12 protein-coding genes and 2 tRNA genes are annotated in these 14929 nt (G+C 58.6%); 8 read left to right on the top strand and 6 right to left on the bottom strand.

From position 1 onward, the window contains the following. Position 1: 1 nt before the first annotated feature. Positions 2-1282 (top strand): iron uptake transporter deferrochelatase/peroxidase subunit, encoded by a 1281-nt coding sequence (efeB, locus tag GUC22_RS16450; protein ID WP_024359573.1) that lies wholly within the window; start codon positions 2-4, stop codon positions 1280-1282. Positions 1283-1791: 509 nt separating this feature from the next. Then, on the top strand, positions 1792-2580 hold the full coding sequence (gene phoH, locus GUC22_RS16445) for a phosphate starvation-inducible protein PhoH (protein WP_004871266.1): 789 nt from the start codon (positions 1792-1794) through the stop codon (positions 2578-2580). 50 nt (positions 2581-2630) lie between these two features. Here phoH and GUC22_RS16440 read toward each other — a convergent pair whose 3' ends face one another. Both GUC22_RS16440 and GUC22_RS16435 read right to left on the bottom strand, forming a co-directional pair. Continuing rightward, positions 2631-2924 carry a YciI family protein gene (locus GUC22_RS16440; protein WP_024359572.1) on the bottom strand — a complete coding sequence of 98 codons (294 nt, stop codon included), beginning with the start codon at positions 2922-2924 and terminating at the stop codon, positions 2631-2633. 155 nt (positions 2925-3079) lie between these two features. After that, positions 3080-3868: a MipA/OmpV family protein gene (locus GUC22_RS16435; RefSeq protein WP_024359571.1), complete on the bottom strand. Its 789-nt coding sequence runs from the start codon at positions 3866-3868 to the stop codon at positions 3080-3082. Positions 3869-3990: 122 nt separating this feature from the next. Between GUC22_RS16435 and GUC22_RS16430 the strand changes: the two genes are divergently transcribed. From GUC22_RS16430 to GUC22_RS16415, 4 genes are all read left to right on the top strand, one after another. After that, positions 3991-4686 (top strand): response regulator, encoded by a 696-nt coding sequence (locus GUC22_RS16430; protein ID WP_004871257.1) that lies wholly within the window; start codon positions 3991-3993, stop codon positions 4684-4686. Then, positions 4683-5879: a sensor histidine kinase gene (locus GUC22_RS16425; protein ID WP_024359570.1), complete on the top strand. Its 1197-nt coding sequence runs from the start codon at positions 4683-4685 to the stop codon at positions 5877-5879. Before GUC22_RS16430 ends, GUC22_RS16425 begins: the two co-directional genes overlap by 4 nt. Positions 5880-5957: 78 nt before the next feature. Continuing rightward, entirely contained in the window at positions 5958-7106 is a 1149-nt protein-coding gene (locus tag GUC22_RS16420) for an efflux RND transporter periplasmic adaptor subunit (protein WP_024359569.1), read from the top strand. Then, entirely contained in the window at positions 7103-10177 is a 3075-nt protein-coding gene (locus tag GUC22_RS16415) for an efflux RND transporter permease subunit (protein ID WP_024359568.1), read from the top strand. Before GUC22_RS16420 ends, GUC22_RS16415 begins: the two co-directional genes overlap by 4 nt. A gap of 288 nt (positions 10178-10465) precedes the next feature. On the opposite strand, the gene GUC22_RS16410 is transcribed toward GUC22_RS16415, so the two are convergent. The 3 genes from GUC22_RS16410 to GUC22_RS16400 form a co-directional block, all read right to left on the bottom strand. Beyond that, a tRNA-Ser gene (locus GUC22_RS16410) sits at positions 10466-10553 on the bottom strand. Between the two features lie 145 nt (positions 10554-10698). Continuing rightward, positions 10699-11376, bottom strand: coding sequence for an isochorismatase family protein (locus GUC22_RS16405; RefSeq protein ID WP_024359567.1), 678 nt, complete (start codon positions 11374-11376; stop codon positions 10699-10701). A 20-nt stretch (positions 11377-11396) separates the two neighbouring features. Beyond that, entirely contained in the window at positions 11397-12257 is an 861-nt protein-coding gene (locus tag GUC22_RS16400; protein ID WP_024359566.1) for a pirin family protein, read from the bottom strand. A gap of 114 nt (positions 12258-12371) precedes the next feature. On the opposite strand from GUC22_RS16400, the gene GUC22_RS16395 reads away from it, so the two are divergent. Then, positions 12372-13277 carry a LysR family transcriptional regulator gene (locus GUC22_RS16395; protein WP_024359565.1) on the top strand — a complete coding sequence of 302 codons (906 nt, stop codon included), beginning with the start codon at positions 12372-12374 and terminating at the stop codon, positions 13275-13277. A 281-nt stretch (positions 13278-13558) separates the two neighbouring features. Here the strand turns inward: GUC22_RS16395 and GUC22_RS16390 are convergent. Further along, positions 13559-13646: transfer RNA gene (locus GUC22_RS16390), tRNA-Ser, on the bottom strand. Between the two features lie 268 nt (positions 13647-13914). On the opposite strand from GUC22_RS16390, the gene ghrA reads away from it, so the two are divergent. Continuing rightward, positions 13915-14853, top strand: coding sequence for a glyoxylate/hydroxypyruvate reductase GhrA (ghrA, locus tag GUC22_RS16385; protein ID WP_024359564.1), 939 nt, complete (start codon positions 13915-13917; stop codon positions 14851-14853). Positions 14854-14929: the final 76 nt, after the last annotated feature.

The following is a 14929-nucleotide window of genomic DNA, read 5'->3' as shown; positions in this document are numbered from 1 at the left end:
GATGGCTGAGCAAAAATATGATGTTAATGAACCGTCCCGGCGGCGGTTGTTAAAAGGGATCGGCGCGCTTGGCGGCGCGCTGGCGATAACCGGCGGCTGCCCGGTGGCGCACGCGGCTAAAGACAACAGCTCTCCGGGCACGCTGTCGCCAAACGCGCGTATGGAAGCGCAGCCGTTTTATGGTCCACATCAGGCCGGCGTGCTGACGCCGCAGCAGGCGTCGATGATGCTTGTCGCTTTTGACGTGCTCGCCAGCGATAAAGCGGACCTTGAGCGCCTGTTTCGCCTGCTGACCGGGCGTATCGCCTTTCTGACCAAAGGCGGTCCCGCGGCGGAGACGCCGAACCCGCGCCTGCCGCCGATGGACTCAGGCATTCTCGGACCGTGGATCGCGCCGGATAACCTGACGATCACCGTCTCGGTAGGGCATTCGCTGTTTGACGAGCGTTTCGGCCTGGCTAATCAGGCGCCGAAGACGCTGCAGAAGATGACGCGTTTTCCGAACGATTCGCTGGATGCAGCGCTGTGCCACGGCGATCTGCTGCTGCAAATTTGCGCCAACACCCAGGATACGGTGATTCACGCCCTGCGCGACGTGATTAAGCACACCCCGGATTTGCTTAGCGTGCGCTGGAAGCGGGAAGGGTTTATCTCCGACAGCGCCGCGCGCAGCAAGGGTAAAGAGACGCCGGTTAACCTGCTGGGCTTCAAAGACGGCACCGCGAATCCGGTCAGCACCGATAAGGCGCTAATGGATAAGGTGGTGTGGGTAACCGCCGACCAGGGAGAGCCCGCGTGGGCGACGGGCGGCAGCTATCAGGCGGCGCGGATTATTCAGTTCCACGTTGAGTTCTGGGATCGTACGCCGCTGAAAGAGCAGCAGACCATTTTTGGTCGCGATAAGCTGAGCGGTGCGCCGCTTGGGATGCAGCACGAGCACGACGTGCCGGATTACAGCAAAGACCCTGACGGCGATACCATTGCGCTCGATAGCCATATTCGTCTTGCCAACCCGCGCACCCCGGAAACGCAATCCAGCCTGATGATGCGCCGGGGCTACAGCTATTCGCTGGGGGTGACCAATTCCGGGCAACTGGATATGGGGCTGCTGTTTGTCTGCTACCAGCACGATCTGGAAAAAGGCTTTCTGACGGTGCAAAAGCGCCTGAACGGTGAAGCGCTGGAAGAGTACGTGAAGCCCATTGGCGGCGGCTATTTCTTTGTTCTGCCGGGGGTTATCGACGATCGGCATTATCTCGGGCAATCGCTGCTCGAAGCCTGACGTTCCTGCCCGCGAGGGCAGGGCGTTTTCTGCTGTTTTTCCATTCATTTTTTGTATTTCCTGCCTTGTTTCATTTTTCTGTAATCTTATAGTCGGAAACTCTCCTCAGCTGTGATGAGAATTATTTGTTGTCTGTATGTGAAAAATAAGTTGCGCTTAGAATTATTTCTGATGTACTTATTACAGGCGCGGTAGTTCTCGGCAGTAGTCTCGTTTCATTATGGAGATCGCGAATGCCCGATTGCTGTAACGGAAAACGTCAAACCCCAGACCGTACTCATCAGCACGGGAGCCCAACTTCCGGCCGCGATTTTCACACCGTAAAATCCTCCTCTTCTAGTAAAGAAAACCCGAACCCAGGCAAGGTTACCGGTGCGCGTAGCCGTGACCCTCTGCCAATTCGTCAGGCAAGCAATGGCTTACAAGGAAGCCAAACTTCAATCGTTAGTGCGCATAATCGCGTCGATCGTGACGCGTGTGATGTAAACCAACAACGCAAGGTGCTATCCATGGGAAGACAAAAAGCAGTGACCAGAGCTCGTCGTGAGGCCAAACGTGTGCTGAGACAGGATTCGCGAAGCCATAAGCAGCGCGAAGAAGAATCGGTCACATCGCTTGTGCAAATGAGTGGCGTAGAAGCCATTGGCATGGCGCGGGATAGCCGCGACGCCTCGCCAATCGAAGCGCGCAATGACGCTCAGGCGCATTATTTGAATGCCATCGACAATAAACAGCTGATCTTCGCGACGGGCGAGGCCGGGTGCGGTAAGACCTGGATTAGCGCGGCAAAAGCAGCTGAAGCGCTGATCCATAAGGATGTGGACAGAATTATTGTTACCCGTCCCGTTCTGCAGGCCGATGAAGATCTCGGCTTCTTACCGGGAGATATCGCCGAGAAGTTCGCTCCCTATTTCCGCCCGGTTTATGACGTGCTGGTGAGAAGACTAGGGGCTTCCTTTATGCAGTACTGCCTGCGCCCGGAAATCGGCAAGGTGGAAATCGCGCCGTTCGCCTATATGCGCGGACGTACATTTGAAAATGCGGTGGTGATTCTGGACGAGGCCCAGAACGTGACCGCTGCGCAAATGAAGATGTTTTTGACCCGCCTCGGGGAGAACGTGACGGTTATCGTCAACGGCGACATTACCCAGTGCGACCTGCCTTCTGGGGTCCGCTCGGGCCTGAGCGATGCTCTGGCGCGTTTTGAGGAAGATGAGATGGTCGGTATTGTGCGCTTTACGACCGACGATTGCGTGCGCTCAACGCTTTGCCAGCGCGCGCTGAAAGCCTACTACTGAGTCCTTTTGAGTCTGCAAAGCCCGGGTGACCGGGCTTTGTTTTTAGCGCACTACAGGAGAGCCTGCAGTGAGGGGCTGGCCATCGTTGCTTCAAAAGGAATGATATCGACTTTCGCTACGCCCGATTGCTGGAACGGATCCTGGCTCAGCCGGTTTTGCAGCGCATCCAGATCATCGCCTTTAGCCAGAATCACGCCGCCGGACCTGGGGATTTTACGCCCCGAAGCGAGAAATATTCCGTCAGCGTACCCTTGCTTCAGCCACTCCACGTGCGCAGCAAGCTGGGCGTCTACTTCCTCAAGCGGTTTAATGTAAGTCAGAACAACAACGGCAATGGTGCTCATTTTCTTTCCTTAACATTTAAAGGTAACGCTGCAGAAGTTTATCATTAGCGTGGTCGGGGTTTCTGGTTTTTTTCATCACGCTATCCAGGCCGCTATAAACGAAAATAACGGTAGTTTACTGCTATATAAGGGAATTATTGTCGCTGACCTGTAGCTCAAAATGTCCAGGTGATTGCCGCCGTCACGGTACCTTCATTGCGCCGTGAGACGAGCGGGCTCTCAGCAGCGTGTTCCCCGAGCCAGCTATAGCCGGCGCTGAGTATGGAGCCCCAATGCTCGTTATATTGATGGCTCCAGGTCAGCGCGCTGTCGATGCCGTAAAATCCGCCGGCTGCGCGATAGGGTCGATAGCCGGAACGGATGCTCTGCCGGCGATCAACCCCGTAAAACGTATTGACGTACCGGCTGTCGCCAAACAGCGCGGCGGACTGTAAAGCAACGATATCCTGCGGGTTTTGAACCAGCAGGAGGGTGACGGAAGTTTGATAATGCGCGCCCTGGGCGTCGGTGAGCGGAAGCGTAGCCTTGCCTTCAACGGTGAGCCACGGCGTGACCGACCAGCCGACGGCGAAGGCGGTATTCATGGTGGCTTTAATATTACCCATCCCCTTCAGCGTATTAGCCCCATCGCGCCAGCTCGAGTTTTTTTCCGCTCGCCCGAGGTCGTAACCGAGCGTGTGCTCGAAGTAGAGGCCGCTGTCGCCTGACAGGTCGTAGCCTATGCCTTTTTGGCTATCAATAAAGAAAGCGCCTTTCCGCCCCTGTAGTACGGGAACCACCTGCCAAATCTGCTTGTCAGAACCGCTGTAACGAGGCGCGTACTTTCCCCCTACCCCGATAGTCAGCCCATCGGAAGGCGCGGCGGCTTCATCGGCGCGCGCGCCGGGCGTTATCGCCATTAAAAACGGCACGACCATATACGGCGAAATTTTTCTGGCTATCATACTGTTCTCCATATGGAAACGGGCGCCGTCCGATCGGGGACGCCGCAGAATGCCGCTGCAGTATGGTTTTGCTAAATCAATAAACGGTCGGGATAGTGTTAAGAAACGGTCAAGGTGAACAGATGTTGTCCAGAAGAGTGCTGATAATTGAAGATGACGCCGACGCGGCCGGCGTGCTTGAGGCCTATTTACGCCGGGAAAACTATGACGTGGCGGTGACCATGGACGGACTCTCCGGGCTGGATATGGCGCAGCGCTGGAAGCCTGACCTGATCCTGCTGGATGTGATGCTGCCCGGGCTAAACGGAACCGAGGTGTTGGCCAGCCTGCGGCGGAAAAGCGATGTGCCGGTGATTATGGTGACCGCAATGGGAGACATGCCCGATCGTATTGGCGCGCTGCGCTACGGCGCCGACGATTATGTGGTCAAACCCTACCACCCTGGCGAAGTGGTGGCGCGCGTTCAGGCCGTGCTCCGGCGTAGTCGCAAAGACGACGCCCGGGAAGACATTCTGCGTTGGCAGGGGCTGGAGGTTGATGTCGCGGCCATTGTCGCGACCGTCAGTCACTCGGGGGAACCTGCGTCTATTCTCGACCTGACCCCGACCGAGTTTTCGCTTCTGGCCACGCTGATGCGCGCCCCCGTACGCCCCTTCTCGCGACAGTATCTGCTGGAGCGCTGCCTTCCCGAGAGCGAAGCGCTGGAGCGCGTGGTGGATACGCATATTTATAACCTGCGTAAAAAACTGGAGGCTGCGGGAGTATCCGGCGCGTTGGTCAACGTTCGCGGCGTGGGCTACCGGTTCAGACAACCATGATCAAGACCCGTCACTCTTCTCTCTGGCGCTGGATTTGCGGGCGCATTCTGGCGCTGGCTATCGGCAGCGTGATTGTTATCGCCACCTGTATGTGGCTGCGCTTCGCCGTGCAGAACTACTGGATCATGCATAAAATGCCGCCCGCCTTGCGCGAGGAATTTATCGCGCTCAGCCGCCATCCCGAGGCCAATCCGGCGCGTTTTCATCAGATTGTCGATAGCTGGTGGGGATTGAGCTATTCCACGCCCTCTATCGCCTCGGCGGACTGGGTGACCGTCGCGGTGCTGGTGCTGGTCATGATCCCCTTCATTGTTGTGATGGGGCTGCGCTACGCCCGTCCGCTCTCGCTGCAGTTCAGCCGTCTTCGTGATGCGGCGAAGGACGTGACCGGAGGGCAATTTGGCCGCCAGGCGGAGCTGATTGAGGACGCGCCGGCGGAAATGATCCGCTTTGCCGCCGACTTTAACAAAATGACTGGCCAGCTGGCCCGCTACGATAAAGAACTCCGCGCCTCGCATGTGGCGATGGCGCATGAGCTTCGCTCTCCGCTAACGGCGGCGATTGGCCGTCTGCAGGGCATGCTGGATGGCGTTTTTGATACCCAGCCGCAGCAGCTGGAGATGGTGATGAAACAGCTCCAGCATCTGAATCGGCTGACGGATGAACTGCATCTCCTTTCCCTCGCGGATGCCGGCAATCTGGTCCTGGATGACCAGCCATTCGCTCTGGATGAGCTCCTGCAGGAGCGAGCCGCATGGTTAACGCCGCAGGCGGACGCTCAGCGCGTCACGATCGCCATTCAGCCTTCGCCGGCATGCCCCTTTCGCGGCGACGCCTTCCGCATGGGGCAGGTCTTTACCATCGTGATGGAAAATGCCGTTCGCTATGGGCGCAAGGGGGGCCATCTTTCTATTAAACTGCGCCGCGAAGAGGGGGCTTACCTCATCGATTTTGTTGATGACGGGCCCGGCGTGGCGCGGCATTTTTTACCGGAAATGTTCCAGCGTTTCACCCGCGAGGAGGCGTCCCGCGCCAGACACTCCGGCGGCAGCGGCCTGGGATTATCCATTGCGCGCGCTATCTGCGCGGCGCACGGGGGGCGTATTAGCGCGGCGCTACCGGCGAGCGGCGGTCTGCTGATTCGCGTTCATCTGCCGTACGACCCCGGCGCGGAAGAAAAGAGCGCATCTTGATAATCCCTTGACAGAACGTCGAGCCATTCTCGATTAATGTGTCATGTAATGGCGCCATTTCCCGAACGGAGTGGCGTTATGTTATATGAGTTAGTTCTTTCCCTTCGTCAGTGCGTGTACGCTTTGCTCGGCGCCGAGCGATCGCTACCCTGGTTTGCGCTGCTGCCGCCGATCGTACTGGCCCTGATGATCGTACCGCTGGTGGGCTGCGGCGATAAAAGCGGCGATAAGCCGGCGCCGGCCCGCCCGGTGCGCTACGTGGTCATCGGCTCCCCGGCAACGCTTCCCTCTCTGGAAAGAACCGGCGAGATCCATGTGCACGATGAGACGGCCCTGAGCTTTCGTACGGCGGGCAGGATGATGACGCGCGCGGTGGATATTGGCGATCGGGTCAATTATGGGCAGCTGCTGGCCACGCTTGACGATACCAGCGCACAAAACCAGCTGGATAGCGCGACGGCTGACGAAGAGAGCGCCAGAGCGACCGCCCGGGTGGCCGCGCTGAACATTAGCCGGATGCAAAAGCTCATCGCGACAGGGGCAATCGCCCGCTCCCAGCTCGACAGCGCGCGGGCGGACTGGCTGGTCGCCAGCGCCCGGGTGAAGAGCAGCGAGGCCGCTTTGCGCAACGCCAGGGAAAGCCTTGGCTGGACTCGCCTGACCTCGCCGGGTGAGGGGATCATTACGGCGGTCAGCGCCTCTCCCGGTCAGGTCGTCAACGCCGGTGAGACGGTGGTGACGCTGGCGGCCGGGCAGGCGCGCGACGTGGTGTTTGATATCCCGGATCCCGCTAAGGTTGAGGCGCAAAGGGCGGAGGAATTTCAGGTTGCTTTGCTCAGCGATGCCGGGGTGAACGCTTTCGCCATTTTGCGTGATATTAGCCCGCAGGCCGATCCCCAGACCCGGACATGGCGCGTCAGGGCGACCCTCAAGAAACCGCCCGCCGCGATGGCGCTGGGTTCCAGCGTCACAGTAAGGCTGCCGTCATCAGGCTCGGCGGGTTACGCGGTACCGGCTTCGGCGCTGAGCCGTTGCGGAGAAAAACCGGCCGTCTTTGTGATTACCCCGCAGATGCAGGCGCAGCTGCGCGTTGTCGTTCCCGCCAGCTACACGGCTTCTTCCGTTATCATCGCCTCCGGACTTATGCCCGGCGACCGGGTTATTACCGCGGGCGTAAGTAAACTTCGGCCGGGGGAAAAAGTCGTCGCCGGAGAGAAGCAGCCGTGAAAAAAGCGCCGTCAAAAAATACCTTTAATCTCTCCGCCTGGGCGCTGGAAAACCCGCAAATGGTCAGCTTTTTTATGCTGCTGATGATGGTTATCGGTTCGCTCAGCTATACGCTGCTGCCGCGTAATGAAGATCCGGCGTTCACCATCAAAACGGCGGTAGTCTCTGCGCAGTGGCCGGGCGCATCGGTAACGGACACGACCCATCTGGTGACGGACGTCCTGGAAAAAAAATTGCAGGAAACGCCCTGGCTCGATTATATCGAAAGTGAAACCCGGGCCGGACAAACGGTTATCTATATTAATCTGCGTGATGACACGCCGGCGCAAAAAGTCCCGGCGATCTGGTATCAGATCCGCAAAAAAATGCAGGATATTGCGCCATCGCTGCCCGAAGGCGCGCAGGGGCCGAACGTGAACGATGAGTTTGACGACACGTACGGCACGATTTATGCCTTTATTCCTGACGGATATACCCTCCGGGAGGTGCGCCAGCAGGTGGAGACGATCCGCCGTGAACTGATGTCCGTGCCGGATATCGGCAAAACGGTTCTGCTTGGCGAACAGCAGGAGCAGATTGCGATCGCTTTTTCACCCGCCCGACTGGCCGGTATGGGGCTCAGCATTCAGCAGGTTACGGATGCTCTGCGGGCCCAGAATGCGGTAGTTCCGGCCGGCGTTCTGCGCACCGGGCAGGAGAAGATGACGATAAACGTCAGCGGGGCGCTCAGGAGCGAAGAGAGCTTACGCGCCGTCACCCTGCGCATTAACGATCGCTATCTTCCCCTGACCGACATTGCCACCATCGAGAGAAGAGCGGCTGAACCGCCTTCTGCGGCGTATCGCGTTAACGGGCGTCCTGCCATTGGTCTGGCGATTTCCATGGCGCCAACGGGAAATATGCTGCGCTTTGGCGCGACGTTGAACGACAGAATGAGCGCCATCGGTGCCGGGCTGCCGCACGGTATTGAGATGGTGAAAGTGGCTGACCAGTCGGCGGTGGTCAGCGGCGCGGTAAGCGGGTTTGTCCGGGTGCTGGTGGAAGCCGTGCTGATTGTGCTGGCGGTTTCTTTTGTCTCCCTGGGATTAAGGGCCGGGCTGGTGGTGGCCGCGGCGATCCCGCTGGTGCTGGCGATGACCTTTGCCGGAATGATGCTGGCAGGCATCGGCCTGCAGCGTATCTCTCTCGGGGCCCTGATTATTGCGCTTGGGCTGCTGGTGGATGATGCCATGATCGCCGTGGAAACCATGGTATCCCGGCTGGAGGCCGGGGATACGCGACGGCGGGCGGCGACCTATGCTTTCAAAACCACGGCATTTCCGATGCTGACCGGTACGCTGGTTATGATTGCCGGGTTTATTCCCGTCGGTTTTGCCTCATCCAGCGCTGGCGAATACTGCTTTTCGCTGTTTGCCGTGGTGCTGATGGCGCTGCTGAGCTCATGGATCGTGGCGATTCTGTTCTCTCCTTTGACCGGAGCATGGCTGCTGCCGGAAAAGCTTAAACATCATGCCGCAGGCCCGGGTCGAATGGCGCGGGGATATGGACGGCTTCTGCGAACGGCGCTGCGCCACCGGCTCGCCACCCTGGGAATTGCGCTGGCCGCGCTGGGGCTATCGGTGTATGGCACAACGTTTATGCAGGGGGAGTTTTTCCCCTCATCCGATCGTCCGGAGCTGCTGGTCAGCCTGACGCTGCCGGCCAATGCTTCGCAGTCTGCAACGGAGAAACAAACGGAAAGGCTGGAACGGGCGCTTGCCGGGAATCGCAATATTGACCATTACTCGACCTATGTGGGTTCGGGCGCTATCCGCTTTTACTTACCGATGGATGTTCTGCTGGATAATGAAAATACGGCGCAGCTGGTCGTGGTGGCGAAGGATCTGGCCGCCCGGGACCGCCTGCGGGAACAGTTAAATGCGCTGCTGGCCACGCAATTCAGCGATCTAACCTCGCGCGTTTCGCCGCTGGAGCTGGGGCCGCCGGTGGGCTGGCCGATCAAATACCGGGTCAGCGGGCCGGATTATCTCAAAGTCAGAGAGTATGCCGGGCGACTGGCCGAGGCGATAGGGCGCTCGCCGCTAACCCGGGAGGTGAATCAGACCGCGGGCGAGCCGGAGAGAACCCTCGTTCTGCAGGTGAACCAGACCGCCGCGCGGGCGGCGGGGGTGTCGTCGCAGAGTCTGGCGCAGACGCTTAATACCGTCTGGTCCGGCACGACGGTGACGTCGATAAGGGATGACGATCGGCTGGTTGACGTGGTGCTGCGGGCGAATGACAGCGAGCGGTTGAATCTTGCCACCTTGTCATCGCTGACGGTGGAGGGACGCGATGGACAAAAAATTTCCCTTGGCGCGGTAGCCACGCCGGTCTGGGGAGTGGACGATCCGGTACTCTGGCGTCGGCAAAGGTTACCGTTTATCACCGTACAAACCGACCTCGCGCCGGGGATGCGGGCAGAAGGCGTATCGGACGGTTTGCGCCCGACGGTGGATAAACTGCGCGCGGGTCTACCCAGCGGTTACAGCATTGTTGAAGGCGGGGTGGTCGCGGAGTCCGAAAAAGGCAACAGCTCGGTATTTGATATTTTACCCGTCACCCTCGGGGTGATGCTGTTACTGCTGATGCTCCAGCTGCGGCGCTATTCTCGTATGCTGCTGGCTCTGTTCATGGCCCCGTTCGGCTTACCGGGGATCGTCATGGCCATGCTGCCGAGCGATACGCCAATGGGATTTGTGGCTCTGCTCGGCGCGATCGCGCTGGCGGGGATGATTATCCGCAATGCCGTGATACTGATCAGTGAGGTCGACAATAATCTCGCTCAGGGCATGGAAAGCGACGCCGCCATTATTGCCGCCTCGGAACACCGGGCCAGGCCAATATTTCTGACCGCCTGCGCCGCGATCCTGGGCATGATCCCCATCTCTCACCAGGTCTTCTGGGGGCCAATGGCGTATGCCATCATTGGCGGGCTGATCGTCGCCACGCTCGTCACGTTAACCGTACTGCCGGCGTCTTTTAGCATGTTGCTGGGGATGGGGAGATACTGGAAAAGGCGTCACGCGGCTTGATAAAACAGGAGCGCCGGGGGTAACCCCGGTCGGGGCATCTCATCCCCCCGGGGGAGTGCAACAGGCGAAAAAAAAGCCCGTACTTGCGTACGAGCTCTTCTTCAAATATGGCGGTGAGGGGGGGATTGACTCGCTGCGCTCGCCCTCCGGGCAGATTCCTCGCAGGCTCGTCATCTGTCCAACTGGCTGGCGCCAGTTGTCGAACCCCGGTCGGGGCATCTCATCCCCCCGGGGGAGTGCAACAGGCGAAAAAAAGCCCGTACTTGCGTACGAGCTCTTCTTCAAATATGGCGGTGAGGGGGGGATTCGAACCCCCGATACGTTGCCGTATACACACTTTCCAGGCGTGCTCCTTCAGCCACTCGGACACCTCACCATATTGTTTTGCTGCTCACCTTGGGTGGGCAACGGGGCGCTACTATAGGGAGTTGCGCTAAAACGGTCAAGCAGTATTTATTCTTTTGCTATCGTTCGGTTAAGCAATGAACACTGCCCCGCCGTAGCGCGGCGGGGCAGGCATTTTAACGCTGTGAATCAAGCTGTTCATTGTTCTTGACCACGTCCTGAGCTTTGGCATAGCTCTCGATCAGCAGCTGGTATGCCGGGAAGACCTTGGTATACACCTCAGCCCACTCCGCGGCATCCGGTCGATTCCAGGTGCGCTGCAGCTCGGAAGCGACCGCCGCGGTATCCATCGGTACGACGCCAGCCTGGACGACGCGGGCGAGGGTGATTTCCTGCGCCATCTTGCTATAGGTACCGGAAGCATCAATGACGGCAAAAACCTTATACCCATCGGCAACGGCGGCAATGGACGGGAACGCCATGCAGACGCTGGTAATCGTACCGGCGATAATCAGCGTTTTACGCCCGGTCGCTTTTACCGCGGCAACAAATTCCAGGTTATCCCACGCGTTAATCTCTCCTTTACGCGCAATATATTGCGCATGGGGCGCGTTCGCATGAATCTCAGGGATCAGCGGGCCGTTCGGTCCCTGCGGCACTGACGCCGTGGTGATTACCGGGATCCCGGCTAATGAAGCCATCTTCGCCAGCGCGGCGGCGCGCGCCCGCAGCTCCGGCATCGGCATATCACCCACGGTCTGGAACAGACCGCTCTGGTGGTCAATCAGCAGCATGGCGGCATCATTGACATCAATAACCGGACGAGAACCATTAAAGTTAGCTGGGGTAGACATATTCTTCACCTCATTCAATATCAGATTTGGCCGAAGCGGCCGCTATTAAAATCACGAACCGCTTCTGCGATTTGTGCTTTGGTATTCATCACAAACGGGCCGTAGCCCACGATCGGCTCCTGCAGCGGTTCACCGGCCATCAGCAGTACTTTTGCGTTGGTACCGGCCGCGAGGTGGAGCGCTTCTCCTTTCTGGCTGAGCACAACCAGCTGACCCTCGCGGGCGTTGCCCTCGCCGTTCACCACAATCTCACCTTCCAGGACGACCAGCGCCGTACTCCAGCCAGCGGGCTGGTGCAGGGTGATCTCCTGACTCTGGTTGAGCTGCAGGTCCCAGACGTTCAGCGGAGAAAAGGTGTGCGCGGGGCCAACCGTATCCTCGTAGCGCCCGGCAATCACCCGCATGCGGCCGGCATTGTTCGGCAGGTCAACGTCAGGAATCACATCTGCCGTAATGCTCTGGTATCCCGGATGCGTCATTTTGTCTTTAGCCGGAAGGTTGACCCAGAGCTGGATCATCTTCAGCTCGCCGCCGGTACGGGTGAACTCCGCCGAGTGGAACTCTTCGTGCAGGATCCCGGCGCCCGCGGTCATCCACTGCACATCACCCGGCCCAATAACGCCGCCTCTACCGGTAGAGTCACGGTGTTCAACTTCGCCGGAGTAGACGACGGTAACGGTCTCAAATCCGCGATGCGGATGTTCGCCGACGCCGCGTTTCTCCGTTCCCGCCGGGAAGTGATGCGGGCCTGCATAGTCAAGCAGCAGGAAGGGGCTTAGCTGTTCGCCGTGCGTCTGATAAGAGAACATTGAGCGAACCGGGAAACCATCGCCGACCCAGTGCTGCGAAGGTGCGGTGTAGATACCAGTGATTTGTTTCATGGCAGTCTCCTGAATGTCTGTTTCTGATGTGAATAAGCATATATTCGCCACTAATAGTCCGCTAGATAGCAAAAACGACCTATACTGTTCTAAAAATGGAACGATGGAGGAAGGATGCAGGATCTCAATGATTTAGCCTGGTTTGTACAGGTGGTCGATCACGGTGGATTTGCTGCGGCGGGAAGGGCGCTCGATCAACCCAAATCAAAATTGAGCCGTCGAATCGCCCAGTTAGAAGAACGCCTCGGCGTACGTTTGATTCAACGTACAACCCGCCAGTTTGCGGTAACGGAAGTTGGGCTTACTTTTTATCAACACTGCAAGGCGATGCTGATCGAGGCGGAAGCGGCAGAACAGGCGGTGGAAACCCTGCGCTCCGAGCCGCGCGGCAGCGTGAAGCTGACCTGTCCGGTAACGTTATTGCATGCGCATGTCGGGCCGATGCTGGCACGGTTTATGGTGCGCTATCCGGGCGTCAATCTTCAGCTGGAAGCCACTAATCGTCGAGTGGATGTTGTTGGCGAGGGCGTCGACGTGGCGATTCGCGTGCGCCCAAGACCGATAGAAGACAGCGACCTGGTGATGCGTGTCCTGGCCGACCGCGGGCACCGTCTGGTCGCCAGCCCCGGGTTGGTTGAGCGGCAAGGGCAGCCCCGGGTTCCGTCAGAATTAAGCGATTGGCCGGGGTTGAGCCTGGGAGCAGGTAAACATCAGCATAAGTGGCAGTTGACCGGTCCCGAGGGTGCAAGGGCGGAGATCTACTTCACTCCCCGATTGGTGACCACGGATATGCTGGCGCTCCGTGAAGCGGCTATCGCCGGCGTTGGGGTGGTACAGCTTCCTTTATTAATGGTGCGCGATCAGTTGGCCGCCGGAGAGCTGGTGGTTGTCCTTGATGAGTGGCAACCGCGCCGGGAGGTGATCCATGCGGTGTTTGCCTCGCGCCGCGGGCTGCTGCCCTCGGTCAGGGCGCTGGTTGATTTCCTCAGCGAAGAGTATCAGCGGATGGAGGAGGATTAGCATTTGCCACAATCCCGGCGGCGCTGCGCTATCGAAGAAAGTCTGAAGCCGGGGGGGATGGCGACGGTTCCCGGAGGCGGCGCGATGCGCCTGTCCGGGCTACCCAAACGCAGGCCGCACGTACCCGTAGCCCGGGCAAGGCGCTCTGCGCCGCCCCCGGGAGCAGAGCGCAGGATGGCATCATTTCCCGGAGGCGGTGCTGCGCACCTGTCCGGGCTACCGGGGGGAGTGCAACAGGCGAAAAAAAAGCCCGTACTTGCGTACGAGCTCTTCTTTAAATATGGCGGTGAGGGGGGGATTCGAACCCCCGATACGTTGCCGTATACACACTTTCCAGGCGTGCTCCTTCAGCCACTCGGACACCTCACCATATTGTTTTTCCCGTTGCTGCCGGGAACGGGCGCTAATTTAGGGAAATACGTATCTCCCGTCAATCAACTTTTTAAAAAAATCGCCCGTTTAGCCAAACTTCAAGCAACTTGCTCTCTAAATGCGCGAGAATCGATTTTTTTGTCGCCATTCCCTTTTTCACACGCTCGCCTGACGAAATTTGCTATGCTGGCAAACCAATAGAAAACAACGAGTAAAACGCGACGCTAGCCTAACCTGCCGATAGCGTCAGCTGTCAGGAGCCCTTATGGATATCATCTTTTACCACCCGACGTTCGACACCCCTTTCTGGATTGCGGAGCTGGAAAAACAGCTCCCCGGCTCGCGAGTCCGCGAATGGAAATCCGGTGATAATCAACCCGCGGACTATGCGCTGGTCTGGCATCCGCCGGTTGAAATGCTGCAAGGCCGCGAACTTAAAGCCGTCTTTGCCCTTGGCGCCGGCGTTGATTCAATTCTAAGTAAACTGCGGGAAAACCCGGAAATGCTGCCGCTGTCTACGCCGCTGTTCCGTCTGGAAGACACCGGCATGGGTCTGCAGATGCAAGAGTATGCGGTGAGCCAGGTGCTGCACTGGTTCCGTCGTTTTGATGACTATCAGGCCTTAAAACAGGAGGCGCGGTGGCAGCCGCTGGAGGAGTATCAGCGCGAGGACTTCACCATCGGCATTATGGGGGCGGGAGTACTGGGCGCGAAAGTGGCAGAAAGCCTGCAAAGCTGGGGTTTTCCGCTACGCGTCTGGAGCCGTAGCCGCAAATCCTGGCCTCAGGTAACGAGCTTTGCGGGGAAAGCCGAGCTGGGGGATTTCCTGAACGGTACGCGAGTGCTGATTAATCTGCTACCCAACACGGCGGAAACCGTTGGCATTATTAATAGCGCGCGCCTGGCGCAGCTGCCGGATAATAGCTATGTGCTGAATCTCGCTCGCGGGGTTCATGTGGTGGAAGACGATCTGCTGGTCGCGCTGGATAGCGGCAAGTTAAAAGGGGCGATGCTGGATGTGTTCAGCCGCGAACCGCTGCCGGAAGAGAGCCCGCTTTGGCGGCACCCGCGAGTGGCGATGACGCCGCATATTGCTGCCGTCACCCGGCCTCTGGAAGCCATCGCTTATATCGCTAAAACCATTGCTCAGTTAGAACGGGGCGAAACGGTCAGCGGGCAGGTCAATCGCCAGCTGGGATACTAAGCGATAGCCCCGTCTGAGCGGGGTTTTGCTGATCATGGGCGCAGATTCCTGCTATTCTTGCCACAAACAGAGAAGG

Source organism: Klebsiella sp. MPUS7, from assembly GCF_009905335.1.
GTDB lineage: Bacteria > Pseudomonadota > Gammaproteobacteria > Enterobacterales > Enterobacteriaceae > Klebsiella > Klebsiella grimontii.
This window is presented reverse-complemented; position numbering and strand designations above follow the sequence as displayed.

What these genes read in the sequence shown, in the direction of transcription:
- efeB (WP_024359573.1), top strand. Translation starts at nt 2, where the DNA reads ATGGCTGAGCAAAAATATGATGTTAATGAACCGTCCCGGCGGCGGTTG.
- phoH (WP_004871266.1), top strand. Translation starts at nt 1,792, where the DNA reads ATGGGAAGACAAAAAGCAGTGACCAGAGCTCGTCGTGAGGCCAAACGT.
- GUC22_RS16440 (WP_024359572.1), bottom strand. Translation starts at nt 2,924, where the DNA reads ATGAGCACCATTGCCGTTGTTGTTCTGACTTACATTAAACCGCTTGAG.
- GUC22_RS16435 (WP_024359571.1), bottom strand. Translation starts at nt 3,868, where the DNA reads ATGATAGCCAGAAAAATTTCGCCGTATATGGTCGTGCCGTTTTTAATG.
- GUC22_RS16430 (WP_004871257.1), top strand. Translation starts at nt 3,991, where the DNA reads ATGTTGTCCAGAAGAGTGCTGATAATTGAAGATGACGCCGACGCGGCC.
- GUC22_RS16425 (WP_024359570.1), top strand. Translation starts at nt 4,683, where the DNA reads ATGATCAAGACCCGTCACTCTTCTCTCTGGCGCTGGATTTGCGGGCGC.
- GUC22_RS16420 (WP_024359569.1), top strand. Translation starts at nt 5,958, where the DNA reads ATGTTATATGAGTTAGTTCTTTCCCTTCGTCAGTGCGTGTACGCTTTG.
- GUC22_RS16405 (WP_024359567.1), bottom strand. Translation starts at nt 11,376, where the DNA reads ATGTCTACCCCAGCTAACTTTAATGGTTCTCGTCCGGTTATTGATGTC.
- GUC22_RS16400 (WP_024359566.1), bottom strand. Translation starts at nt 12,257, where the DNA reads ATGAAACAAATCACTGGTATCTACACCGCACCTTCGCAGCACTGGGTC.
- GUC22_RS16395 (WP_024359565.1), top strand. Translation starts at nt 12,372, where the DNA reads ATGCAGGATCTCAATGATTTAGCCTGGTTTGTACAGGTGGTCGATCAC.
- ghrA (WP_024359564.1), top strand. Translation starts at nt 13,915, where the DNA reads ATGGATATCATCTTTTACCACCCGACGTTCGACACCCCTTTCTGGATT.